Origin of the sequence: Streptomyces sp. ISL-36, assembly GCF_018614205.1 — a bacterium.
In the GTDB taxonomy this organism is placed as follows: Bacteria; Actinomycetota; Actinomycetes; order Streptomycetales; family Streptomycetaceae; genus Streptomyces.
Window position 1 is genome coordinate 1 of record NZ_JAGGOS010000078.1, and the last position, 22,262, is coordinate 22,262.

The 22,262-nt window shown below is 72.9% G+C and carries 20 protein-coding genes; 10 read left to right on the top strand and 10 right to left on the bottom strand.

The genetic code is table 11. From position 1 onward, the window contains the following. Positions 1 to 159 precede the first annotated feature (159 nt). The 4 genes from J7E93_RS20735 to J7E93_RS20750 all read left to right on the top strand — a co-directional run bounded on the left by J7E93_RS20735 (position 160) and on the right by J7E93_RS20750 (position 4,230). Positions 160 to 321: a hypothetical protein gene (locus J7E93_RS20735; RefSeq protein WP_215071413.1), complete on the top strand. Its 162-nt coding sequence runs from the start codon at positions 160 to 162 to the stop codon at positions 319 to 321. A gap of 212 nt (positions 322 to 533) precedes the next feature. Beyond that, positions 534 to 2,267 carry an alpha/beta hydrolase gene (locus J7E93_RS20740; protein ID WP_374105411.1) on the top strand — a complete coding sequence of 578 codons (1,734 nt, stop codon included), beginning with the start codon at positions 534 to 536 and terminating at the stop codon, positions 2,265 to 2,267. Positions 2,268 to 2,389: 122 nt separating this feature from the next. Next, a complete protein-coding gene (locus tag J7E93_RS20745; RefSeq protein ID WP_215071415.1) occupies positions 2,390 to 3,667 on the top strand; it encodes a hypothetical protein in 1,278 nt (425 codons plus the stop codon). Positions 3,668 to 3,816: 149 nt separating this feature from the next. After that, complete coding sequence (locus J7E93_RS20750) at positions 3,817 to 4,230, top strand: hypothetical protein (RefSeq protein ID WP_215071416.1); 414 nt, start codon at positions 3,817 to 3,819, stop codon at positions 4,228 to 4,230. Here J7E93_RS20750 and J7E93_RS20755 read toward each other — a convergent pair. Continuing rightward, positions 4,220 to 5,035: a helix-turn-helix domain-containing protein gene (locus J7E93_RS20755; protein WP_215071417.1), complete on the bottom strand. Its 816-nt coding sequence runs from the start codon at positions 5,033 to 5,035 to the stop codon at positions 4,220 to 4,222. The two genes, J7E93_RS20750 and J7E93_RS20755, sit on opposite strands and share 11 nt — an antisense overlap. A 92-nt stretch (positions 5,036 to 5,127) precedes the next feature. Between J7E93_RS20755 and J7E93_RS20760 the strand changes: the two genes are divergently transcribed. After that, positions 5,128 to 5,433, top strand: a complete 306-nt coding sequence (locus J7E93_RS20760) for a 4a-hydroxytetrahydrobiopterin dehydratase (RefSeq protein ID WP_215071418.1) — start codon at positions 5,128 to 5,130, stop codon at positions 5,431 to 5,433. Between the two features lie 45 nt (positions 5,434 to 5,478). Further along, positions 5,479 to 6,225: a class I SAM-dependent methyltransferase gene (locus tag J7E93_RS20765; RefSeq protein ID WP_215071428.1), complete on the top strand. Its 747-nt coding sequence runs from the start codon at positions 5,479 to 5,481 to the stop codon at positions 6,223 to 6,225. On the opposite strand, the gene J7E93_RS20770 is transcribed toward J7E93_RS20765, so the two are convergent. Both J7E93_RS20770 and J7E93_RS20775 read right to left on the bottom strand, forming a co-directional pair. Then, on the bottom strand, positions 6,212 to 6,718 hold the full coding sequence (locus J7E93_RS20770; RefSeq protein ID WP_251066842.1) for a hypothetical protein: 507 nt from the start codon (positions 6,716 to 6,718) through the stop codon (positions 6,212 to 6,214). The two genes, J7E93_RS20765 and J7E93_RS20770, sit on opposite strands and share 14 nt — an antisense overlap. 210 nt (positions 6,719 to 6,928) lie before the next feature. Further along, on the bottom strand, positions 6,929 to 7,771 hold the full coding sequence (locus J7E93_RS20775) for an NAD(P)H-binding protein (RefSeq protein ID WP_215071419.1): 843 nt from the start codon (positions 7,769 to 7,771) through the stop codon (positions 6,929 to 6,931). An 82-nt stretch (positions 7,772 to 7,853) separates the two neighbouring features. On the opposite strand from J7E93_RS20775, the gene J7E93_RS20780 reads away from it, so the two are divergent. Both J7E93_RS20780 and J7E93_RS20785 read left to right on the top strand, forming a co-directional pair. Continuing rightward, positions 7,854 to 8,786: an AraC family transcriptional regulator gene (locus tag J7E93_RS20780; RefSeq protein WP_215071420.1), complete on the top strand. Its 933-nt coding sequence runs from the start codon at positions 7,854 to 7,856 to the stop codon at positions 8,784 to 8,786. Positions 8,787 to 8,848: 62 nt separating this feature from the next. Then, a complete protein-coding gene (locus J7E93_RS20785; protein WP_215071421.1) occupies positions 8,849 to 9,724 on the top strand; it encodes a trans-aconitate 2-methyltransferase in 876 nt (291 codons plus the stop codon). 34 nt (positions 9,725 to 9,758) lie between these two features. Here J7E93_RS20785 and J7E93_RS20790 read toward each other — a convergent pair whose 3' ends face one another. After that, positions 9,759 to 10,775 carry a GlxA family transcriptional regulator gene (locus J7E93_RS20790; RefSeq protein WP_251066843.1) on the bottom strand — a complete coding sequence of 339 codons (1,017 nt, stop codon included), beginning with the start codon at positions 10,773 to 10,775 and terminating at the stop codon, positions 9,759 to 9,761. Positions 10,776 to 10,902: 127 nt separating this feature from the next. Between J7E93_RS20790 and J7E93_RS20795 the strand changes: the two genes are divergently transcribed. Then, complete coding sequence (locus tag J7E93_RS20795; RefSeq protein ID WP_251066844.1) at positions 10,903 to 11,856, top strand: NADP-dependent oxidoreductase; 954 nt, start codon at positions 10,903 to 10,905, stop codon at positions 11,854 to 11,856. Positions 11,857 to 12,001: 145 nt separating this feature from the next. Here J7E93_RS20795 and J7E93_RS20800 read toward each other — a convergent pair whose 3' ends face one another. The 6 genes from J7E93_RS20800 to J7E93_RS20825 all read right to left on the bottom strand — a co-directional run bounded on the left by J7E93_RS20800 (position 12,002) and on the right by J7E93_RS20825 (position 20,803). After that, positions 12,002 to 12,790, bottom strand: coding sequence for an aldo/keto reductase (locus tag J7E93_RS20800; RefSeq protein WP_215071432.1), 789 nt, complete (start codon positions 12,788 to 12,790; stop codon positions 12,002 to 12,004). 92 nt (positions 12,791 to 12,882) lie between these two features. Then, positions 12,883 to 13,713, bottom strand: a complete 831-nt coding sequence (locus tag J7E93_RS20805) for an ABC transporter ATP-binding protein (RefSeq protein ID WP_215071422.1) — start codon at positions 13,711 to 13,713, stop codon at positions 12,883 to 12,885. Beyond that, positions 13,710 to 16,484, bottom strand: a complete 2,775-nt coding sequence (locus J7E93_RS20810; RefSeq protein ID WP_215071423.1) for an ATP-binding cassette domain-containing protein — start codon at positions 16,482 to 16,484, stop codon at positions 13,710 to 13,712. Before J7E93_RS20810 ends, J7E93_RS20805 begins: the two co-directional genes overlap by 4 nt. A gap of 10 nt (positions 16,485 to 16,494) precedes the next feature. Beyond that, entirely contained in the window at positions 16,495 to 17,754 is a 1,260-nt protein-coding gene (locus J7E93_RS20815; RefSeq protein ID WP_215071424.1) for an ABC transporter substrate-binding protein, read from the bottom strand. Between the two features lie 113 nt (positions 17,755 to 17,867). Next, positions 17,868 to 19,697, bottom strand: coding sequence for a long-chain fatty acid--CoA ligase (locus tag J7E93_RS20820; RefSeq protein WP_215071425.1), 1,830 nt, complete (start codon positions 19,695 to 19,697; stop codon positions 17,868 to 17,870). Between the two features lie 218 nt (positions 19,698 to 19,915). Then, entirely contained in the window at positions 19,916 to 20,803 is an 888-nt protein-coding gene (locus J7E93_RS20825; RefSeq protein ID WP_215071426.1) for a LysR substrate-binding domain-containing protein, read from the bottom strand. A 125-nt stretch (positions 20,804 to 20,928) separates the two neighbouring features. Here J7E93_RS20825 and J7E93_RS20830 point away from each other — a divergent pair, with 125 nt between their 5' ends. Then, positions 20,929 to 21,987 carry a bile acid:sodium symporter family protein gene (locus J7E93_RS20830; RefSeq protein WP_215071427.1) on the top strand — a complete coding sequence of 353 codons (1,059 nt, stop codon included), beginning with the start codon at positions 20,929 to 20,931 and terminating at the stop codon, positions 21,985 to 21,987. Positions 21,988 to 22,262: the final 275 nt, after the last annotated feature.

The following is a 22,262-nucleotide window of genomic DNA, read 5'->3' on the forward strand; positions in this document are numbered from 1 at the left end:
GGCGTCCGCACCCGGTTCGGCCGCCCCGCCCCGCCGCCGTCCGGCGCCCCCGTGTCCGTACCGCTCCCGCGGAGCGAGCCCCACCGGTGCGCGGTGATGCGCTGCTGAGAGGCCGCACCTCTCGCAGCCCCCCACCTCCGCACCACAAGGAGCTTCGCCATGCCCGTCGACCCCTTCGCCGTCCTCAACGCCCTGCTGCGCGCCGAGGCCTCCCGGCACGAACGCACCACCCACCCGACCGGAACCGAACCCGAAGGCGCCCCGTCCCCCGAGCCCCGCTCCACGCCCACGCCCGTCCGCGAGGAGCGCACCGGCCACTGACGGGAAAACCCCCGGGGCGCGGCGGAGTTGCCGAACGGTGGGCCTTGGACGAGGCTGTCCCGATGACCTCGACCGACCGGGACACCCCCTCCGATCGGTCCGCCGCCCCCGCGTCCCACCCCGGCCCGGAACACCCCGGCCCGGAACACCCCGGCCCGGAACACTCCGGCCCGGAACTCCCCGGCCCCGAAGGCCCCGGCCCCCGCGAGAGAATCACCGCTCTCGGAGCGCGGATCACCGTTCTCGGAGCGCGGCTCCCCGCCCTGGCCCGGCGCCTCGCCCCGCGCCCTCGCCGGGACCGGCCCGACCTGATCGCGCTCTGCCTCGCCACGCTCTTCTTCTGGTCCTCCCTCACCCCCTCGCTCGTCCCACGCCCCTGGTATCTGCAGGGCGTCGTCGGCGGCATCACCGCCGCCATCGGCTACGCGCTCGGCGCCGCCGTCGCCTGGCTGCTGCGAGCACTCCTGCCGTGGCGGCCGGCCGACCGGACGCGGGCCCGCTGCCGGCAGGCGTTCTGGGCGCTCACCCCCCTCCTCTCCGTCTGGCTCATCTCCGAGAGCGCCCGGATGCAGCGTCAGCTGCGCGTCCTGCAGGGCCTGCCGTCCGCCCTCACCTGGCACATACCGATGATCGCCCTGATGGCGATCGCCCTCTGGCTCGCGCTGCTCCTCGTCGCCCGCGCCGTCCGGCTCGGCTCCGTCCGGCTGATCCGCCTGCTCGGTCGGCTGCTGCCCCGGCCGGTCGCCTTCGCCGTCGGCGCGGTGCTCTCCACGCTCGCCGTGCTCGTCGGCGTGCGGGACGTGGTCTTCGACCGGGGGATCATCGACATCGCCGACCGGATCGCGGAAGCGACCAACCGAGGGACCAAGGACGGCATCCACCGGCCCGTCTCGCGGTACGTCTCCGGCGGCCCCGGCTCCCTCGTCCCCTGGCGGGAACTCGGCTTCCAGGGCCGCAACTTCACCGGCGCCGTCCCCACCCGCGACCGCATCACCGCCTGGAGCGGCCGCCCCGCCCTCGACCCCGTCCGGGTCTACATACCCTCGGCCCCGCCCGCCGCCTTCGAGGACGACCGTCCCTTCACGGCCCAGGCCGCACTCGCCGTACGCGAACTGGAGCGCACCGGCGCCTTCGGCCGCGAGGTCCTCGTCGTCGCCGGAACGACCGGCACCGGCTGGGTGAACCCCAACGTCGCCGAACCACTGGAGTACATGTACGGCGGAGACACCGCGATCGTCGCCGTGCAGTACTCCTACCTGCCCAGCTGGGTCTCCTTCCTCGTCGACAAGGAGAAGGCGGGCCAGGCCACCCGCGCACTCGTCGGTGCGGTCCGCGCCCGGCTCGACGCACTGCCCGCCGACCGGCGGCCCAAGCTCCTCGTCACCGGCGAAAGCCTCGGCGCCTACGCCGTCGAGGCGTCCTTCGACGGCCCCGACGACCTCCTCGCCCGGACCGACGGGGCTCTCCTCCTCGGCGCCCCGCACTTCTCCCCGATGTCCCAGCAGATCCGCCGCGACCGCGACCCCGGCAGCCCGGTCTGGCGCCCGCAGTACGAGGGCGGCTCCCGGGTGCGTTTCGCGCAGTTCCCGCAGGCGGACCTGGCCCGGCCGCCGGCCCGGTGGGGCCGGCCGCGCGCGGTCTACCTGCAGAACGCGTCCGATCCGGTCGTGTGGTGGTCGCCCGACCTGCTCCTGGAACGCCCCGAATGGCTGGACGACCCCCTCGGCCCCGATGTCACGCCCGAGATCGACTGGTTCCCGTTCGTCTCCTTCTGGCAGACCTCCGTCGACATGGCCGTGTCGTACGGCGTCCAGGCCCCGCACGGCCACCGCTACGGCGCCGGCGCGGTCGACGGCTGGGCCGCCGTGGCACCACCGGAGGGCTGGACGGCCGCCGACACCACCCGGCTGCGCGCCTTCGTCCAGCACCGCGAGGCCGCCTACTGAACCGCACCGACCGGGGGCCGCCCGGTGCGAACAACACCCGTGCACGGTACCGTTCCCGCTCTTTGGCAGACTTCCGTCCGGCCCGGCGGAAGACGCCGGAAGCATCCCGAGGAGCGGCAGCGTTGAGCGTCACCATCGAAGGACAGATAGATCTCGCGGGACCGGTGGGCAAGCTGCTCCACCGGCGCCCGCTGAAGAACTCCACCGTCATGCAGTCGTTCGGCATCGACCCGGCGTCGGGCGACGTCTTCGTCCTCCAGCCGATGCAGGGCGGCGTCCAGCTCACCGGAGAGTCCGGGCCCGTCGACTACGCCGTGCGGATCGAGCGGGGAGACCTCTGCGTCACCCGCCTGAACCCGGCGGGCGCGATCATCGGCCACATGTACCTGCGAGGCTTCGGACACGGAGTCTCCATGGGTCTCGAGAACCGGGCCGGGGTCATCCGGCTGTGGACCGAGACCGCGTCCGTGCCCAACAACTCGCACAAGGGCTTCGGTACCGCGGTCACCAGCTTCGAGTTCCGCTCCGGCACCGTCCTCGACCACGGCTCCCCGCTGCACACGCCGCCGTACCGGCCCGGGACCGGCGCCCGTTTCGTCACCTGCACCATCGATCACAGCGCCGGCGAGCTCGTCCTCCGCTTCGAACTCGACCTGAAGATGTACTTCGAGAGGTACGACCTGGCCAAGGCCTCGGCCGGCGTGTGGGAGCCGATCCAGCGCATCCCCCACCCCGACCAGCGGGGCTGGTTCCAGGGATACACCTCCCACGACGGCATCCTGTACATGCTCTCGGGCATGCCCATCCACCCCGACTACCCGGAGAACCCGCCCCCGGGCAACACGTATCTGACGGCCGTCGACTGGACCACCGGCGCCGTCGTGGACCAGCAGTTGTGCGTGGCCGCCCCCGGACTGGAGTACCGCGAGCCCGAGGGCATGACGGTCCTGGTGCGCGACGGCGTCCCGTACCTCTACTTCGGGTTCGCCGGCGAGGAGCCCGGCCCGCGCACCTGCACCATCCTGTGGCTGTCGGCGGCGCCGGAGACCGACGGCGTGAAGGTCCTCACCGACTGGCAGCCCCTCACCCTCGCCGCCGGGGTCACCGCCGACCAGAACGCCCCCAAGGGCCGGCTCATCAGCATCGCCGGCACCACGACGCTCCAGCTCAGCGGCGGCGTGAAGGGCACCTTCGACGCCGACGACATCATCGCCACCCTGCCCGACTCCCTCACGCCGACCATGGCCGCCCGGGCGAACGTGCCCCGCAACAACACCGGCGGCGTGTGCGTCGCCCGCGTGGAGGCCGGCTCCGACCGGCAGCTGCGGCTCTACGGCGGCCGTACCACCAACGTCATCACCTGGGCCCAGCTGGACAGCTTCAGCGTCGTCTGGCGCTGACGCCCCGCGTCACCCGCATTACGTAGGACGTAATCGACCCGTGCCGCGCGTGGCGGCATCGTGGTGTCCACCGGAACTCGGCCGGCGCACTCCGGCCGAGCTCCGGGCCCACCACCAGCGCGAACGTCCCCCATGGAGGGTGATCCGTCATGTCTCAGACCCTGCTCGCCGGTCTCTCCCGCACCACCCGGCCGCGGTCGATGGTGCGCCGGTTCCTCGTCCTCGACGCCGTCGTGACCGGCGCCAACGGGCTCGCCTACCTCGTCGCCTCCGGGCCCCTCGGTGAGCTGCTCGGCGTCGACTCCGGACTGCTGCTCGAACTCGGCGTCGTCCTCACCGCGTTCGCCGCCGGCGTCGCCTGGCTCGCGAGCCGCCCGCAGCCCCCCGCCCTCGGCGTGAAGCTCGTCGTCGACGTCAACGTCCTGTGGGCCGTGCTCAGCGTCGTCGCCCTCCTGGCCTGGCTGGAGCCCACGACCGCCGGAGGGGTGTGGACCCTGATGCAGGCCGCCACCGTCGCCGGCTTCGCCGGACTCCAGTGGTCGGCTCTGCGGGCTACGGCGTAGGACGCAACGACTGCAGATACGCGACCGTCGCCGGGTCGGCCGGGAGAAGCGTCTCGATGGCCAGCTCGGCGACCGTCACGTCCATCGGCGTGTTGAACGTCGAGATCGACGACACGAACGACAGCACCCGCCCGTCGTGCTCGATCCGCAGCGGCAGCGCGAAGTACGGGTACGGCGTCGGGTCCTCCCGGTCGTCCGGGTCCGTGGTCCCCTCCGGCAGCGGGTACGCCGCCACCTCCTCGTACAGCTCCCGCAGCGCCTCCGAGCGGGCCAGGCCGATCTGACGCTCCATCTGCGCCAGCAGATGCCCGCGCCACTCGCGCAGGTTCCGGATCCGCGGGGCGAGCCCCTCCGGGTGCAGCGTGATCCGCATCGCGTTCAGCGGCGGAGTCAGCAGATGCTCCGGCAGCCCCGCCAGCAGGATGTTGATGCCCTGGTTGGCCGACACCACCGTGTACGAGCCGTCCACGACGAGCGCCGGGTACGGGTCGTATCCGGCGAGCAGCTGCTCGATCCCCTCCCGCAGGGTCGCCAGCTGCGGATCGTCGAGCGTCGACTCCGAGTACCGGGGGGCGTATCCGGCCGCGAGCAGCAGCGCGTTGCGTTCCCGTACCGGCACGTCCAGGTGCTCGGCGAGGCGAAGGATCATCTCCTCGCTGGGCCGGGAGCGGCCCGTCTCGACGAACGAGATGTGCCGAGCCGAGGAATCGGCGCGCAGCGCCAGCTCCAACTGGCTCAACCGTCGCTGCTCGCGCCAGCCGCGCAACAGCGGTCCCACCCCCGTACCGGTCGCCACAGTTGTCATGGTCAGACGGTATCCCAGGTGTCGAGCCGGGTATCGACCCCCGGAGGGCCGTATCGTCGCCGTCACCAGACCCGACCGGAGGGAGTACGGACGTGCCCACGGAGCCGCTGTCGCAGAAGGAGATCGAGGACCGGTTGAGGGAACTCCCCGGCTGGTCCCTCACCGGCGACCGGATCGCCCGCACCTACCGTCTCGGAGATCACTTCGCCGCCACCGCGCTCGTCGTCCACGTGGCCCAGATCCAGCAGGAGCTGGACCATCACTCGGATCTGACGCTCGGTTACAACACCGTCTCCGTCTCCATGAACACGCACTCCGCCGGAGACGCGGTCACCGAGAAGGACTTCGAGCTCGCGGAGCGGGTGGAGAGCATCGCCTCGGGACACGGAGCCGACTGACACGCGTCCCCCGCCACCCGTACGATCTGCGGGATGAGCGAGACGCTGCTGGACTACGACGCCGAGGCGGACCGCTACGACGAGACCCGGGGCGGCGTGCCCCGGGCCGCCGCAGCGGCCGAGGCCGTCCTGCGCCTGGTCCCGACCGGGGCCCGCACCCTCCTCGACGTGGCCTGCGGCACCGGCCTCGTCACCGAGCGGCTCACCCGCGAGGGACTGCGGGTGTACGGCGCCGACGCCTCGTACGGCATGGCCCGCAAGGCGGCCCGGCGGCTCCCCGGCCGGGTCGCGCTCGCCGACGCCCGCCGGCTCCCTCTCCCCGACGCCTCCGTGGACGCCGTCAGCGCGGTCTGGCTGCTCCACCTCGTCCCGTTCGTGGACGAGGTCGTCGCCGAGGCGGCCCGCGTCCTGCGCCCCGGCGGCGTGTTCGTCGTGACCGTCGACAAGGACGCGGCCCACCACGTCGGCAGCGACATCGACGATGTCCTCGCACCCCACCGCTCGTCCGCGCGAGCCTCCGACCGGGCCGACCGGATCGCGGCGTACGCCGCCACCCACGGTCTGGAGCCCGTCGGCAGCACCCACTTCACCGGCCACGGCCAGGGCCGCACACCGCGCCGCACGGCCGAGAAGCTGCGCAGCGGTTACTTCGCGTCGTGGTTCCGTGGAGCCCCGGACGCGGTCGACACCCTCACCGCGCAGCTCGCCGCCCTGCCGGACCAGGGCCGCCCCCGTGACGACCCCGACTACCGACTGGTGTCCTACCGGCGCCCTGCCGTCACACGCGACTGAACTCCATCACCCAGTTCGTCACCCACTCCCCGCCCGCGCGGGCGAACGCCTGCTCCCAGCGCGCGGTACCGGCCGAGATGTCCGACCAGCGGAAGCGGACGCGTACCTCCACGCCCTCGTAGGTGTCGACGCCGTGGAACTCTCCCGTACCGTCCTCGGCGAACCGGCCCCTGACCGGCGGATCGAGCCGCCCCGTACGGCTGTTGGACCAGTTCAGGGTCCACTCGCCGGTCTCCGGCTCGTACAGGCGGAGGGTCAGCCCGCTGAAGCCCTTGGACGGGAAGACGATCTCGTCGACATGGGCCCGGCCGCCCCAGAAGAGCCGGCCGGTGGTGTGCCCGTCGAACTCCTCCCAGCCGCTGCCCGGATCGAGGAAATCGGCGAGCCTGCGGTTGCGGACGGTCCACCGTCCGTCGAGGAAGGCGAAGCCGTCGGCGGTGGCGGCGGGTGCGGTGGTGGGGGTGGTCGCGGGCAACTTCTCTTCGAAAGCCATGGCCGGACTGTAGGAGCTCTTCACTGACACCTTGTGTCAGTGAAGTCCAGCCCACTTCTCTCCATCCTCCTGACGTGCGACATTCCTGGCTACGGCAGCAACGCCCGCTCGGCACCCGCCGCGCCTTGTCGTCCAGGCCCGTAGCCTCTCCCTGATCCGGCCTCATCCGGCCTGATCCGGCCTGATCCGGCCTGATCGACCGGACGCCCTCTAGCCCCAGGCCTCGGCGGCGAAGGCGGTGAAGTCGCGCGGTTCGCGGCCCAGGACGCGCTTCACCCCGTCCGTCACCGACGCGTTGTGGCCGTCGAGCAACATCGTGAACAGGGCCGACAGCCACCGCGCCTGGGGCGCCGGGAGACCGAACCGCTCCAGCAGGGCGGCGTATTCGCCCTCGCTCAGTGGCACGTACGCCACCTCCCGGCCGGACGCCCGGGAGATCTCCGCCGCCACCTCCGCGAAGGTCAGCGGCCGCGGTCCGGTCAGCTCGTGCACCAGGCCCGCGTGCCCGTCCGCCGTCAGCGTCTCGACGATCACGTCCGCCAGGTCGTCGGCGTCGACGAACGGCTCGGCCGTCCCACCCGCGGGGAACGCGATCGTGCCCGCCGCGACGCTCTCGGCCAGCGCGCCCTCGGTGAAGTTCTGTGCGAGGAACGAGGCGCGTACAACGGTCAGTTCGGCACCCGAGGCGCGCAGCGCCTCCTCCGCACGGACCGCCTCGGGCTCGCCGCGCCCGGACAGCAGCGTCAGCCGCCGTACGCCGTTCGCCACGGCCAGCTCGCCGAAGGCCCGCATCGCCTCGACCGCGTCCGGCGCGGCGAGGTCGGGGTGGTAGTTCACGTAGGCGGCGTCCGCGCCCCGCAGGGCCGGCGCCCAGGTCTCGCCGTTCTCCCAGTCGAACCGGACGGTCTCCCCGTCGGACAGGGCCGCGCCGGCACGGGAACCCGCCCGGACCGTCGCGCCGCGTTCCGTGAGCCGCTTCGCCACGCGCCGCCCGGTCTTGCCGGTGGCGCTCGTCACCAGAATGGTCCGCGTGTCGTTCGTGTGCGTCGTCATGTCCCCAGACTCGCGGGCGGCGGGCCGGCTTCCCATGCTCCACAGACTCACCCCCATACGCCTGCGTCTACGCTTCCCCACCATGGACGCTCTCGCCGGACTCCTCGCAGGACCCCGGGCCAAAGGGGCCTTCCTCCTTCGCATGGTCATGGAGCCGCCCTGGTCCGTCCGGATCGAGGACCGCGCACCGCTCTGCCTGATGTGCGTCACCGACGGCGAGGCCTGGATCGTCCCCGACGGGGGCGCCCCCGTCCTGCTGCGACCCGGCGACATCGCGATCGCCCGCGGCCCCGATCCTTACACCGTCGCCCACAGAGCCGACACCCCGCCCCGCGCCATGATCGGACCCGGTGGCGTCTGCACCACCCTGAGCGGCGAACCGCTCTCCGAGTCCATGCGCCTCGGCGTACGGACCTGGGGCAACGCCGTCGACGGCTCCGCCACCGTGCTGGTCGGCACCTACCCATGGGACGGCGAGGTCGGCCGGCGTCTGCTCGACGCCCTGCCACCCCTGCTGCACCTGCCCGCCGAGGTGTGGAACTGCCCGCTCATGCCCTTCCTCGACGAGGAGATCTCGCGCGACGAACCGGGGCAGAGCGTCGTCCTCGACCGGCTCCTCGACCTGCTCCTGATCGCCGCGGTCCGCGCCTGGTTCTCCCGGCCGGGCGCCGAGCCCCCGGCCTGGTACCGGGCCATGGCCGACCCCGTCGTCGGCCGCGCCCTGCGGCTCCTCCAGAACGACCCGGCCCACCCCTGGACGGTCGCCTCGCTCGCGGCCGGGGCGGGCGTCTCGCGCGCCGCGCTCGGGCGCCGCTTCACCGACCTCGTGGGGGAGCCCCCGATGGCGTACCTCACCGGCTGGCGGCTCTCGCTCGCCGCGGACCTGCTGCGGGAGACGGACGCCACCGTCGAGTCCGTGGCCCGCCGGGTCGGCTACAGCAGCGCCTTCGCGCTCAGCGCCTCCTTCAAGCGCGTACGGGGCGTCAGCCCGCAGGAGCACCGCAGACCGGGGTGAACTCTTTGCCGGAACGGCAAGAATTCTCGCGCTCCCGGCCCCGCCCGTCGCACCCTGTCCCCATGAGCGCACACCACCACCACGACGACAGCACGCACCCGGACTGGTCCGAGATGGCCACCCTCCTGGAGCGCCAGGCCGAGATCGAGAGCCCCCTCTACGCCGAGGTGGCCGACTGGCTCGGCACCCTCGTCCCGGCCGCCGGCATCCGCCGGATCCTGGACGTCGGCAGCGGACCCGGCGTCCTGACCTCACTCCTCGCCGAGGCCTTCCCGGCCGCCGAGACCGTCGCCGTCGACAGCAGCGCGCCGCTCCTCGAACGCGCCCGCGCCCGGGCCGAGGCCCGCGGGCTCCGCGGCCGCGTCACCACCCTGCTCGCCGAACTCCCCGACGCCATCGGCGAGCTGGGCAAGGCGGACCTGATCTGGGCCGGCAACTCCCTGCACCACATCGGCGACCAGCGCGCCGCACTCGCCGCCTTCGCCGAGCGCCTGCGGCCCGGCGGCCTCATGGTCCTGATCGAGGGCGGCCTGCCCGGCCGCCACCTGCCGTCGAACCAGGGCATCGGACGCCCCGGCCTGGAGGCCCGTCTCGACGCGCTCAGCGCCGAATGGTTCGGCAGGATGCGGGCCGAACTGCCCGACGCCAAGGAGGAGATCGACGACTGGCGGGAGCTCCTCTCCTCGGCCGGGCTCACCCCGGCGGGCACGCGCACGTTCCTGGCCGATGCCCCCGCCCCGGTCCCCCCGGTCGTCAGGGAGCAGATCGTCGCCCACTACGAGCGCCAGCGCACCGCCTACGGCGAAGGCCTCGCCGACGACGACCGTACGGCCCTCGACCGCCTCCTCGACCCGTCCGAGCCGCTGTCCCTGCACCGCCGCGACGACCTTTTCCGGCTCGCCGCCCGCACGGTCCACACCGCGGTCCGCACCCGGTAGAGGCCCGCTGCGACCGCTGCCGCCGGTGAACCGCTCACCGGGCGAACTCCTCGTCCGGGGCGCTGCCGCCCGTCGCCAGATGGAAGGTGCGCCGGTAGGCGGCCGGGGAGACGCCGACCAGGGCGCGCATGTGCTGCCGCAGCGAGTTGCCGCTGCCGAACCCCGTCCGGTCCGCGATGTGATCCACCGTCAGGTCGCTGGTCTCAAGCAACTGCTTTGCCAGCTCGACCCGTTGGGCGGTCAGCCACTGACCCGGTGTCGTACCCGCCTCGTCACGGAAGCGGCGTGTGAAGGTCCGTACGCTCATCCCGGCGTGCCCCGCGAGCTCGGTCAGGGTCAGCGGCCGGTCGAGCCGCTGCAGTGCCCAGGCGCGCGTCGGGGCCGTGGTGGCCGAGGTCGGCTCCGGGACGGGACGCTCGATGTACTGCGCCTGCCCGCCGTCCCGCCACGGCGGGACGACGCAGCGCCGGGCGACCTGGTTGGCCGTGGCGCTGCCGTGGTCCCGCCGCACCAGGTGCAGACAGAGGTCGACCCCGGCGGCGGCTCCCGCCGAGGTCAGCACGTCGCCGTCGTCGACGAACAGCACGTCCTCGTCGAGCAGGACGCGCGGGAAGAGCGACCGGAAGTGCGCGGCCTCCCACCAGTGGGTGGTGGCGCGGCGGCCGTCGAGCAGACCGGCCGCGGCGAGGGCGTACGCGCCGGTGCAGATGGAGACCGTCCGCGTGCCGGGCCGGATGAGCCCCAGTGCCGCCGACAGCTCGGCGCCCAGCGAGCCGTCCTCCGCGCGTGTGCGCAGCTCGTGCGTGGGCGGTACGACGACGGTATCGGCCTGCGAGAGGATCTCCGGGCCGTGCGCGGCCACGATGGAGAACCCGTCGGACGTGCGGACCGTTCCGCCGTCGAGGGTGCAGACGCGCACGTCGTAGAGGGGCGAGCCGTCCTCGGCGAGGGCGGCGCCGAAGATCCGCGACGGAATGCCCAGCTCGAAGGGGATCACGCCGTCCAGGGCGAGGACGGCGACCCGGTGGACCGGCGGCATGGAAGAGGGCATGGCCAGATTCTGTCACATCATGTCCATCTGGCCAGTACTGGTGGGCGGGCCACTCACGGAGGGTGGTGGACACCAGGAACCCACCGGCCGCCGGTCCACGGCACCACTCGCACAGGAGCGCACCCCCATGAACGACACGTCCACCGCCGCCCCCGCCACCATGCGCGCGATCACCGCCGCCGAGTGGGGCGGGCCCGAGGTCCTCACCGAGACCCGGGTGGCGCGCCCCGAACCCGGCCCGACCGAGATCCTCGTCCGGGTCCACGCGGCGGGTCTGAACCCGGTCGACTGGAAGTCCCGCGCCACCGGCGGATTCGGCGGCTGGGGCGAACAGCCGGTCATCGGCTGGGACGTCTCCGGCGTCGTCGAGGCCGTCGGACTCGGCGTCACCCTCTACGCGCCCGGCGACGAGGTCTTCGGCATGCCGCAGTTCCCCGGCCAGGCGGGCGGGTACGCCGAGTACGTCACCGGCCCCGCCCGCCACTTCGCCCGCAAGCCCGCCGCTCTCAGCCATGTGGAGGCCGCGGCGCTGCCGCTGGCGGGTCTCACCGCCTGGCAGTCCCTGATCGGCACCGCTGAGCTCCGCGCCGGCCAGCGGGTCCTGGTCCACGCGGCGGCGGGCGGCGTCGGACACCTCGCGGTCCAGATCGCCAAGGCCCGGGGCGCCTATGTGCTGGGCACGGCGAGCGCCGCCAAGCACGACTTCCTGCGCGGGCTCGGCGTCGACGAGCCGATCGACTACACGGCGACGGACTTCGCCGAGGTCGTACGGGACGTGGACGTCGTCCTCGACTGCTACGGCGGCGACTACGGCACGCGCTCGCTGGCGGTGCTGCGCGAGGGCGGCACGCTGGTGACGCTGCCGTCGCCCGACGCCGTCCCCGCGACGGAGCGGGGCATCCGTACCGGCTTCACCCTCGTCGAGCCGGACTACGCCGGGCTGCTCGGCCTGGCGGAGCTGGTGGAGGCGGGGCGGCTGCGGCCCGAGGTCGAGACGGTGCTGCCGCTGGCCGAGGCGGCGAAGGCCCACACGCTGGGCGAGTCGGGCCGGACCCGCGGAAAGATCGTCCTGACCGTCTGAGCCGACCGTCCGGGACGTCCGGCCTCGCGCGAGAGACCGTCCGGGACGTCCGGCCTCGCGCGAGAGACACGAGACGCGCGCGAGGGACACGAGAGAGGGGCGCCGACCCGCTGCCGGGCCGGCGCCCCTCCCCGTGGGGTCGGGCTCAGGCGCCGAACTCGGCCGGGTGGGGGCCGAGCCGGCGGTTCTCGTCGAGGGCGGCGATCCCCGCCATGTCCTCGTCGTCGAGCTCGAAGCCGAAGACGTCGATGTTCTCCGGGATGCGGGAGGGGGTCACCGACTTCGGGATGACCAGGTTCCCGATCTGCAGGTGCCAGCGCAGCACCACCTGGGCCGGGGTCCTCCCGTGCTTCTGGGCGATGGCGACGACCGCCGGCACCTCCAGGAGGCCCCTGCCCTGCCCCAGCGGCGACCAGGCCTCGGTGGCGATGCCGTGCCGGGCGTGGGCCTCGCGCGAGGCCTGCTGCTGCAGGTGGGGGTGGAGCTCGATCTGGTTGACGGCGGGCACGACCGACGTCTCGTCGATCAGCCGGTCCAGGTGCTCCGGAAGGAAGTTGGAGACACCGATCGCCTTGGCGCGGCCGTCGGCGTAGATCTTCTCGAACGCCCGGTACGTGTCGACGTAGGCGTCCTTGGTCGGCACCGGCCAGTGGATCAGGTACAGATCCACGTAGTCCAGGCCCAGCTTGTCGAGGGAGGCGTCGAAGGCGCGCAGGGTCGAGTCGTAGCCCTGCTCGCTGTTCCAGACCTTGGTGGTGACGAAGAGTTCGTCGCGGGCGATGCCGGAAGCGGTGACCGCGCGGCCGGTGCCCGTCTCGTTCGCGTAGATCGCGGCGGTGTCGATGGAGCGGTAGCCCGCTTCCAGAGCCGTGGTCACCGCCTCCGTCGCCTCGTCGTCCGGCACCTGCCAGACGCCGAAGCCGAGCTGCGGCATCGCCACGCCGTTGTTCAGGGTGAGGGAAGGGACCTTGTTGTCCGTGCTCACGTGCGGTCGATCCTAACGTCGGTCGGGTGGTACTCCCAGGGTCAACGATCGGGGAAAGGATCGCATTCCGCCGGATCGCACTCCGCCGGACCGGAAGTCCGGCCGGCAGCCGGGCCCGGGCTCGGCCCGGCGGACGCACCGGAAGCCGGGCCGGGTGTCGTGCCGAGATAGGCGGCGCGCACGGCGGGATCGGCCCGGACCTCGGCGGGCGTCCCCTCGGCCAGGACCCGGCCGAGGTCCAGGACCACCACGCGCGAGCACAGCTCCATGACGAAGGCCACGTTGTGCTCGACGAGCAGCACCGCGCAGTTCTCCTCGTCGGCCATGCGGCGTACCACGGCGGCGAGTTGGAGGCGCTCACGGGCGGTCATGCCGGAGGCCGGCTCGTCGAGGAGCAGTACCCGGGGCGGGTCGGCGAGAGCGCGGGCGAGTTCGACCATGCGGGCCTGCCCCACGGGGAGCGCGCCGGCGTACGACTGCGCGAGCCCGTCGAGCCCGCACTCGCGCAGCACGGCGGCGGCCCGCTCGCGGTGGCGGCGCGCGCCCGGCCGCCAGTCCTGCGCCACGACGAGGTTGTCGGCCACCGTCAACTGACCGAAGAGCTGCTGGCGTTGGAAGGTGCGCCGGACGCCGTGGCGGGCCCGCCACACGGGGGAGCGGCGGGTGATGTCCGTACCGCCGAGCGTGACGCCGCCGGCGTCCGGCCGGCGGATTCCCGACAGGACGTCGAAGAGGGTGGTCTTGCCGGCGCCGTTCGGGCCGATGAGTCCGCAGATCTCACCGGGCCGGACCTCGATCGTCACCTCCCGCAGGGCCTGGACGCCGCCGAAGCGGACGCCGATCCCGGCGGCGCGGAGCATCGCGCTCGTCATCGCCCGGCTCCCGTCCCCAGATAGGCCTCCGTGAGCCGGTCCGTGTCCACCTCGGACCGTGGCCCGCACCAGGCGATCCGGCCCTGTGCGAGGTACGCGACGGCGTCGGCGATGCCGAGCGCCTCGGCCGCCTTCTCCTCGACCAGCAGCAGCGCGGTGCCGCGCGCGCGGAGCTCGGCGAGGAGACGGAAGACGTCGTCGGCGACGCGGGGCGCGAGACCGAGGGAGGGCTCGTCGGCGACGAGGACGGCGGGCGGCCGCTGGAGGAGCGGGGCGAGGGCGAGGAGCTGCTGTTCGCCACCGGAGAGGGAACCGGCCGGGACGCCACGGCGGGCCGCGAGCGCGGGGAAGCGGGCGTAGACGGTGTCGCGGTCGGCGGCCGAGGGCAGCTGCAGGGCCAGGTTCTCCTCGATGGAGAGCCCGGCGAAGATGCCCCGGCCCTCGGGCGCCAGCCGCACCCCCCGGCGCGCCCGCGCGACCGCCGTGTCACGGCCGGCGTCCCGCCCCCCGACGCGCACTGCTCCGGCGGAGGGCCGCAGCAGCCCGGCGGCCACCCGGCACAGCGTCGACTTCCCCGCCCCGTTGGGGCCGAGCAGCACGAGCGCCTCACCGGCGCGCACGCCGAGGTCCACGCCGTGCACCACGGGCGCGCCCCCGTACCCGGCCCGTACGCCCCGCAACTCCAGCGCGAGCGGCACCCGGCCGGCCCCCATCAGGTCCCCTCTCGGGTCCCCGTTCCGCTCTCCGTTCCGGTCGTCCTCCGCCCACGGCGTCCCCGCCCGGTCGGCCCTCCCGCCGCTCTCACGGGGACGCGGGCCCGCCCCCGCAGGCTCCCGGGGAGTCCCGGGCACGGGGCCACGCGCCGCACCCGCCCGCGCCGCTCTGCGGGACGGCAGCGCTGCGCAGTACCCGTCCGGGTCGTTCGCGAGCGCCAGACCCGCCAGGCCGAAGAGAATCACGGGCAGGTGCGCGGAGTCGGTGACGTACGCCGTCATCAGGTGCGGGACCACGGCGAGGACGAGGCCCGCCACCACCGCGAACTGCGGCCTGCGCACCCCCGCCGCCACCACGACCGCCAGCCACACGAGACCCGTCATCGCCGTGAAGTCCGTCGCCGTGATCCGGGTGTTGTACGAGGCGTGGAGCACGCCCCCGAACCCCGCGAGCCCCGCCGACACCGTGAAGACCAGCAGCTTCGTCCGTACCACCGACACCCCTGACGCGGCGGCGGCCTCGGGTGCCGAGCGGACCGCCAGCACGGCCCGGCCCCATCGGGAGCCGCGCAGCCGGGTGAGGAGCCACACCGCCGCGGCGCAGAGCACCACCAGCGCGACCCCCAGCGCCCGGTCGTCCGCGAGGTCCAGCGGACCGAGGACCGGGCGCGGGATCTCCCACCCGGTGTCCCCGTTGCGCAGCCATCCCATCTGGAAGAGCACCTGGTCGGCGAGGAAGGCCAGGGCGAGCGTCGCCAGGGCCAGTGACCGTCCGCCGAGCCGCAGGGCGGGCAGCGCCACCACCGCCCCGAGCAGCGCCGCGGCGGCCGTGCCGGCCGACGCGGCGGCGGCGAAGGGCCAGCCATGGCTCATCAGCAGTCCGGCCACCAGCGCCGCGCAGGTGACGAACGTCGCCTGCGCGAGCGACACCATCGCACCGAGGCCCGTCACCACCGTGAACGACATGAGGACGAGCCCGATCGCGAGCCCCTGCGCCAGGATCCCGCTCCAGAAGGGGGTGGTGACGGTGTAGAGCGCCGTGCAGAGCAGCACGGCGGCCGCCGCCCACGCGCCCCACCGGCGCCCCCATCCCTTCCCCGCCAGGTAGTCGACCGGCGGCGGGTCCGCGGCCGCCGTCCCCGCCGCCCGCCGACGGCGCGCCAGGACGACGAGACCGGCGAAGAGGATCAGGAACGGCACCGCCGTACGGAAGCCGGTGATGCCCTCCGCGAACGAGGCGTACCCCGCCACCAGGTTCTGGAGCACCCCGAGCCCGAGCCCGCCCGCGAACGCCAGTGGAACCGAAGCGAAACGCCCGAGCACCGCCGCCGTCGCGGAGACGAAGAGGAACAGGGTGTAGTCATGGGCGGACAGGCCGAGGAGCGGGGTCGCGAGGACACCGGCGAGCCCCGCGAGCCCCGAGGACAGCATCCACGCGATCGAGGACAGCCGGTCCGCGCTGATGCCCCGCAGCTCCACGAGCGAGCGGTTGTCGACGGCGGCCCGCAGGAGCAGCCCGAGCCGGGTGTGCCGCATCAGCACCCACAGGCCGGCCGCCACCAGCGCCGTTGTCACCCAGGTGATCAACTGGTCCGAGTCGACTCCGACGCCGTCCACCGGCTGCCAGGACACCGCCGGGCTCGGCCCGACACCCGGCAGCCCGAACTGGTTCTCGGCCGGATGGACCGGCGCCCCGGCCCGCTCCAGGAGCTCGACCGCCCACAGCCCGGCCGCCGGAAGCGCGACGAGGAGACCGATCGTCGCCACGATCTGCGCCGTCTCGCCGACCCGGGACAGCTTCCGGAACATCACCCGGTCCAGGCACCACCCCAGCCCCGGCGCGACGACGAGGACGAGCAGCAGGGCCGTCGGCACGGCCGGCCAGCCGAAACCGGAGTGGAGCTCGTAGAAGGCGAGCGCGCACAGGTAGGCGGTGGCACCGTGCGCGAAGTTGAAGAGCCCGGAGGCGGAGTACGACAGCACGAGCCCGGTCGCGAGCAGCGCGTACAGCGCACCCGAGACGAGACCGCTCAGGACGAAGCCCAGCAGGTCACCCACGGCAACGCCCCTAGCGGAAGGGGATCGGCGGGTAGCACCGGAACGGCACCGCGACCTTGTACCTGCCGTTCTTCAGCCGGACGAGCGCTCCGCAGCCGAAGCTCTCCTTCTGCCCCTTGGGCTCGGCCCGGTCACCGACGAGCGTTCCGGTGTCGGAGAAGCCCCGCGCGGCCCTCTGGAAGGACTCGGCGGTGAGGTCCCGGCCGGCCTTCGTGGCGATGGCCAGGAAGAGGTCGGCCGACATGTATCCCGTCAGCATGTGCATGCTCAGCGGCACGTTCTTCCCGCCTGCCGCCTTCTCGATGTCGGCCTTGAACCGCCGCATCGCGGAGCTGTCCGACTCGAAGGGCTGGAACTGCAGCAGCACGTGCACCCCGTCGAGGGCCTGCCGGGTCGCGTCCTTGGCGAGCAGCCCGGGGTCGTAGTCGGTCGGGTCCGAGAGCAGCCCCTTGTACCCGGAGCGCTTGAGCGCGGTGAAAAGCCCGATGTTGTACGGCGTCTGCATCACCGACACCACGGCGTCGGGGGCCTTGTCGCCGGGCCCGGAGCGGAGGATCTCCTTGGTGTACGCGGACCAGTCGCTGGGCACCGAGGTCGCCGGCACGACCGCCTTGGCGTACGGGACCTGGAAACCGGCGGCCTTGAACCCCTGCGTGAAGGTACGGATGCCGAACTTCCCGGCGTCGTTGTCGCCGGCGATCAGCGCGACCGACCTGCCCCGCGCGCCGCCGAGGACGGTGGCGAGCCCCTCGGGCCAGGTCTGGTTGAGGGTGCCGCCGGGTGTGGGGACGAGGCAGCCGTTGAAGCCGTAGAGGTACTCCGGCCCGCAGAAGGAGGGCAGCGTGCCCCAGCCGACGGTCGGCACCTTCCGGCCGTTGAGGAAGTCGGCTCCGGAGAAGGTGACCGAGCTCATGGGGGAGACGGCGAAGACCCCGTCCTGCTGGACGAGCTTGCGGGCCGCGGCCAGGTTCTTCGCCGGGTCCTGGCCGTCGTCCTCCGCACCCAGGTAGGCGATCCTGCGCCCGTTGACGCCACCCTCCGCGTTGGCCCGGTCGTAGCGGGCGCGGGCGCCGAGATCGGTGTCCTTCTTGGAGTAGCCGCTGGCGGTGGTCATGGAGACGATGCCACCGACCTTGATCGTGTCGGCGGTGACTCCCCGTGCGGAGGTGCCGGGCTTCGCCGGACTCCCGCCGGTGGAAGCCGAGTTGCATGCCGTGGCGAGAAGCAGGGCCGCTGCCGTGGCGGCGAGGGTGCGGATCGGTCGCAACACGGTCGGTCGTCCCTCCGTCGGGTGACCGCATTCTGTGACCGAGCTGATGGACCGTCAATAACTGACGCAGCATCAATTGATGGGCCGTCAGGGCAGCCCGAGCCCAGCACCGTTCAGCCGTACAGCGCCTCGACCTCCACCGCGTACGCCTTCTCGATCGCCTTCCGCTTCAGCTTCAGCGAAGGCGTCAGCAGGCCGTGCTCCTCGCTGAAGGGGTGCGCCAGGATCCGGAACGTGCGGATGGACTCCGCCTGTGACACCAGGGTGTTCGCCGCCACCACGGCCCGGCGGATCTCCGTCTCCAGGCTCGGGTCCCGGACCAGTTCGGCCGGCGGCAGCGGCGGCCTGCCCTGCATCGCCAGCCAGTGCTCCACCGCCTCCAGGTCCATCGTCACCAGCGCGGCGATGTACGGACGGTCGTTGCCCACCACGATGCACTGCGCGATCAGCGGATGCGCCCGGACCCGCTCCTCGAGACCGGCCGGGGACACGCTCTTGCCGCCCGAGGTCACCAGGATCTCCTTCTTCCGCCCGGTGATCGTCAGATAGCCGTCCTCGTCGAGCATCCCCAGATCCCCCGTGGCCAGCCAGCCGTCGTTGAGCACGGCGTCCGTCGCCTGCGGGTTGTTGAGATACCCCGAGAAGACATGGTCGCCGTGCAGCCACACCTCCCCGTCCTCCGCGATGTGCACCGTCGTGCCGGGGATCGGCTGCCCGACCGTCCCGTACTTGGTGCGCTCGGGCGGGTTCGCGGTCGCGGCGGCCGAGGTCTCCGTCAGCCCGTACCCCTCGAACACCGTCACCCCCGCACCCTCGAAGAAGAGCCCGAGCCGCCGGTCCATGCCCGAACCGCCCGACATCGCGTGCCGGACCCGCCCGCCCATGGCCTCGCGCACCTTCCCGTACACGACCTTCTCGAAGAACTGGTGCTGCATCCGCAGCGCCGCCGACGGGCCCGGCCCGACCCCGAACGCCCGGTGCTCCGTGGCCTCGGCGTATCTGACCGCCACCTCCACCGCCTTGTCGAAGGGTCCGGCCCTTCCCTCGCTCTCCGCCTTGCGGCGGGCCGCGTGGAAGACCTTCTCGAAGACGTAGGGAACCGCCAGGATGAACGTCGGACGGAAGGTGGCGAGGTCCGGCAGCAGCGCGGACGCCGCGAGGGCCGGCTGGTGGCCCAGCTTCACCCCGGAGCGGACCGCCGCCACCTCCACCATCCGGCCGAAGACGTGCGCGAGCGGAAGGAAGAGGAGCGTGGAGGCCTCGTCGCCCGGCTTGGAGTGGAAGACCGGCTCCCAGCGGCCCACCAGCATGTCCGTCTCGAACATGAAGTTGGAGTGGGTGATGACACAGCCCTTGGGGCGGCCCGTGGTGCCCGAGGTGTAGATGATCGTGGCCACCGACTCGGGCGTCACCGCCCGCCGGTGCCGGTGCACCACATCCTCGTCGATCTCCACGCCCGCCGCCATCAGCTCCGCGACCGCGCCCTCACCCGCGTCCAGCTGCCACAGGCGCCGCAACCGGGGCAGCCGGTCGATCACCGAGCCGATCGTCATCGCGTGGTCCTCGTGCTCCACCACGCACGCCGTCACCTCGGCGTCATGGAGCATCCAGTAGACCTGCTCGGCGGAGGAGGTGGCGTAGATCGGCACGGGCTGCGCGCCCAGCGTCCACAGGGCGAAGTCGAACAGCGTCCACTCGTAGCGGGTCCTGGCCATGATGGCGACCCGGTCGCCGAACCGTACACCGTGCGCGATCAGCCCCTTCGCCAGTGCGAGCACCTGGTCGCGGAACTGCGCGGAGGTCACGTCACGCCACTGCCCGGTGGCGTCCTTGCGGCCGAACACGACCCGGTCCGGAGTCCGCTCCGCGTGGTCGAACACAGCGTCCGCCAGACCGCCGACCTGAGGCGCCGCCTCGACGGGCGGCACGGTGAACTCGCGCAATGACCTGCTCCTCGACCGCTCGTTGTCGCGCTCCGTACGGCGCGGGTGACGGTACCCCACCCGACAGACCGGTGGCAGGCCCTTCACCAAGCCGGAACCCAGGGTGTTCCCACAGGTCAGCGGGTGGTGAAAGGGCAAGTCGGGCCCCGCCGGGCCGCCTTACTGACTGGCGAGTAAGGAAGGTGGTCCGGAATCTCCACGGAATCTGTACGGACCGCTCACGACTCCGCGGACAAGGTCCCCCGCGGCCGGTGCAGCCGGTCGCCTCCTGCCAGGATCGCCGAGGCCAGGGCGTCCGCCGCCTCCTGGGCCGCCCCGCGCCGTCGCCCCTTGCGCAGGACGAAGTCGACATCCCCCAGGTCCGGCAGCCCGGCACGGGCCGGTACCTGCGTCAGACCCGGCGGAACCAGACCACGCGTGTGCGCCATGACGCCCAGACCCGCCCGCGCCGCCGCGATGTTCCCGCTCAGACTGCTGCTCGTACAGGCGATCCGCCAGGCCCGGCCCTGACCCTCCAGGGCTTCCAGCGCCCGGGCGCGGGTGATGCCCGGCGGCGGGAAGACGATCAGCGGAACAGGCCGGTCCGCATCGAGGCGCAACCGCGGGGAGCCGATCCAGATCAGCGAGTCCTGCCACACCAGCTCGCCCCCGCTCTCCTCGGCGCGCCGCTTGGCGAGGATCAGATCCAGCCGACCCGCCTCCAGCCGGGCGTTCAGCGTCCCGGACAGCTCGACCGTCAGCTCCAGATCCACCTCCGGGTGGTCACGGCGGAACGACACCAGGATCTCGGGCAGCCGGGTCACCACGAAGTCCTCCGACGCTCCGAAGCGCAGGCGTCCGCGCAGCCGGGTCCCCGTGAAGAAGGCCGCGGCCCGCTCGTGGGCCCGCAGGATCGTCCGGGCGAAGCCGAGCATCGCCTCGCCGTCCTCCGTCAGCTCCACGCTGTGGGTGTCCCGGGTGAACAGCGGACGGCCGGTCGCGTCCTCCAGCCGCCGCACATGCTGGCTCACCGTCGACTGCCGCAGCCCGAGCCGGCGCGCGGCCTGCGTGAAGCTCAGCGTCTGAGCGACCGCGAGAAAGGTACGGAGCTGGGAAGGGTCGTACACGAACACGAGGCTATCGCGAAACGTGATGACAGTCAGAGTGCTGTACGGGATTCCCGATCGCGGCGCGCGGGAGCAGGATGGGGAGGGCACGACCCCGCCCGTCAGCAAGCAGAGCAGTGGAGCACATGAGCCGCCGTACGACCCTCCTGCCGTCCTGGCTGCCGATCGACCCGTACATCCTGGCGCTGCTCGGCACGGTCGGCCTCGCGGCCCTGCTGCCCGCCTCCGGCACCGCCGCCACCGTCGCGAACGGAGCCTCGACCGCGGCCATCGCCCTGCTGTTCTTCCTCTACGGCGCCCGGCTCTCCACCCGCGAGGCGCTCGACGGACTCCAGCACTGGCGGCTCCACCTCACGGTGCTCGCCTGCACCTTCCTCGTCTTCCCGCTGCTCGGACTCGCGGCGAAGGGGCTCGTCCCGGCCGTTCTCACGCCCCCGCTCTACAGCGGCCTGCTCTTCCTGTGCCTGGTCCCCTCCACCATCCAGTCCTCGATCGCCTTCACCTCGATCGCCCGCGGCAACGTCCCCGCCGCGATCTGCGCCGGCTCCTTCTCCTCCCTCGCCGGAATCGTGCTCACCCCTCTCCTCGCAGCCGCCCTCCTCGGCGGCGGCGCGGGCGGATTCTCCACCGACTCGCTGCTCAAGATCGTGCTCCAGCTGCTCGTGCCCTTCCTGGCGGGACAGCTGCTGCGCCGCTGGGTCGGAGCGTTCCTGGTGCGGAACAAGAAGGTCCTCGGGTACGTCGACCGGGGCTCGATCCTGCTCGTCGTCTACACGGCCTTCAGCCAGGGCATGGTCGCCGGCATCTGGCACCAGGTCACCCCGGCGCGGCTCGGACTGCTGCTCCTCGTCGAGGCCGTGCTGCTCGCGCTGATGCTGACGCTGAGCTGGTACGGGGCGAAAAGGCTCGGCTTCGACCGGGCGGACCGCATCGCGATCCAGTTCGCGGGCTCGAAGAAGAGCCTGGCGGCCGGGCTCCCGATGGCCGGTGTGCTCTTCGGGGCGCAGGCCTCGCTCGCGGTCCTGCCGCTGATGCTCTTCCACCAGATGCAGCTGATGGTCTGCGCGGTGATCGCCAAACGGCGGTCACGGGACCCGCAGCCCGCCCCGGCCGCCCCGGCAGAGACCTCGGCGGCCGGCACCGGACAGCGGCCGACCGTCGCCACGGCGAACAGCCGCCCCTGAGCGGCGACACGGGGCGACACCGGCCGGCACGAGCGATGCCGGGCGCCCCGACCGGCACCCGGCGGCGCGGGCCGGCCGTCCGGTGTCGCCCCGTGTCGCTGCGTCCAGCCCCGTGCGGCCCGGGTTGCTCCGCGCCGCCCGGTGCGGTCCGGCGTCGCTCCGTGGCCCCCGTCGGCGGGATCACACCCCACCACCCCCGCGAAGATCAACGGTGCCGCTACCGTGCTGTCATGCCCGCACTCGATCCCGGCCGTACCGCGCTCGTCCTCGTCGAC

Excerpts from the sequence above, each read along its gene's own strand:
- J7E93_RS20735 (WP_215071413.1), top strand. The coding sequence starts at position 160 with ATGCCCGTCGACCCCTTCGCCGTCCTCAACGCCCTGCTGCGCGCCGAG.
- J7E93_RS20750 (WP_215071416.1), top strand. The coding sequence starts at position 3,817 with ATGTCTCAGACCCTGCTCGCCGGTCTCTCCCGCACCACCCGGCCGCGG.
- J7E93_RS20755 (WP_215071417.1), bottom strand. The coding sequence starts at position 5,035 with ATGACAACTGTGGCGACCGGTACGGGGGTGGGACCGCTGTTGCGCGGC.
- J7E93_RS20770 (WP_251066842.1), bottom strand. The coding sequence starts at position 6,718 with ATGGCTTTCGAAGAGAAGTTGCCCGCGACCACCCCCACCACCGCACCC.
- J7E93_RS20775 (WP_215071419.1), bottom strand. The coding sequence starts at position 7,771 with ATGACGACGCACACGAACGACACGCGGACCATTCTGGTGACGAGCGCC.
- J7E93_RS20780 (WP_215071420.1), top strand. The coding sequence starts at position 7,854 with ATGGACGCTCTCGCCGGACTCCTCGCAGGACCCCGGGCCAAAGGGGCC.
- J7E93_RS20785 (WP_215071421.1), top strand. The coding sequence starts at position 8,849 with ATGAGCGCACACCACCACCACGACGACAGCACGCACCCGGACTGGTCC.
- J7E93_RS20790 (WP_251066843.1), bottom strand. The coding sequence starts at position 10,775 with ATGCCCTCTTCCATGCCGCCGGTCCACCGGGTCGCCGTCCTCGCCCTG.
- J7E93_RS20795 (WP_251066844.1), top strand. The coding sequence starts at position 10,903 with ATGAACGACACGTCCACCGCCGCCCCCGCCACCATGCGCGCGATCACC.
- J7E93_RS20800 (WP_215071432.1), bottom strand. The coding sequence starts at position 12,790 with ATGCCGCAGCTCGGCTTCGGCGTCTGGCAGGTGCCGGACGACGAGGCG.
- J7E93_RS20805 (WP_215071422.1), bottom strand. The coding sequence starts at position 13,713 with ATGACGAGCGCGATGCTCCGCGCCGCCGGGATCGGCGTCCGCTTCGGC.
- J7E93_RS20830 (WP_215071427.1), top strand. The coding sequence starts at position 20,929 with ATGAGCCGCCGTACGACCCTCCTGCCGTCCTGGCTGCCGATCGACCCG.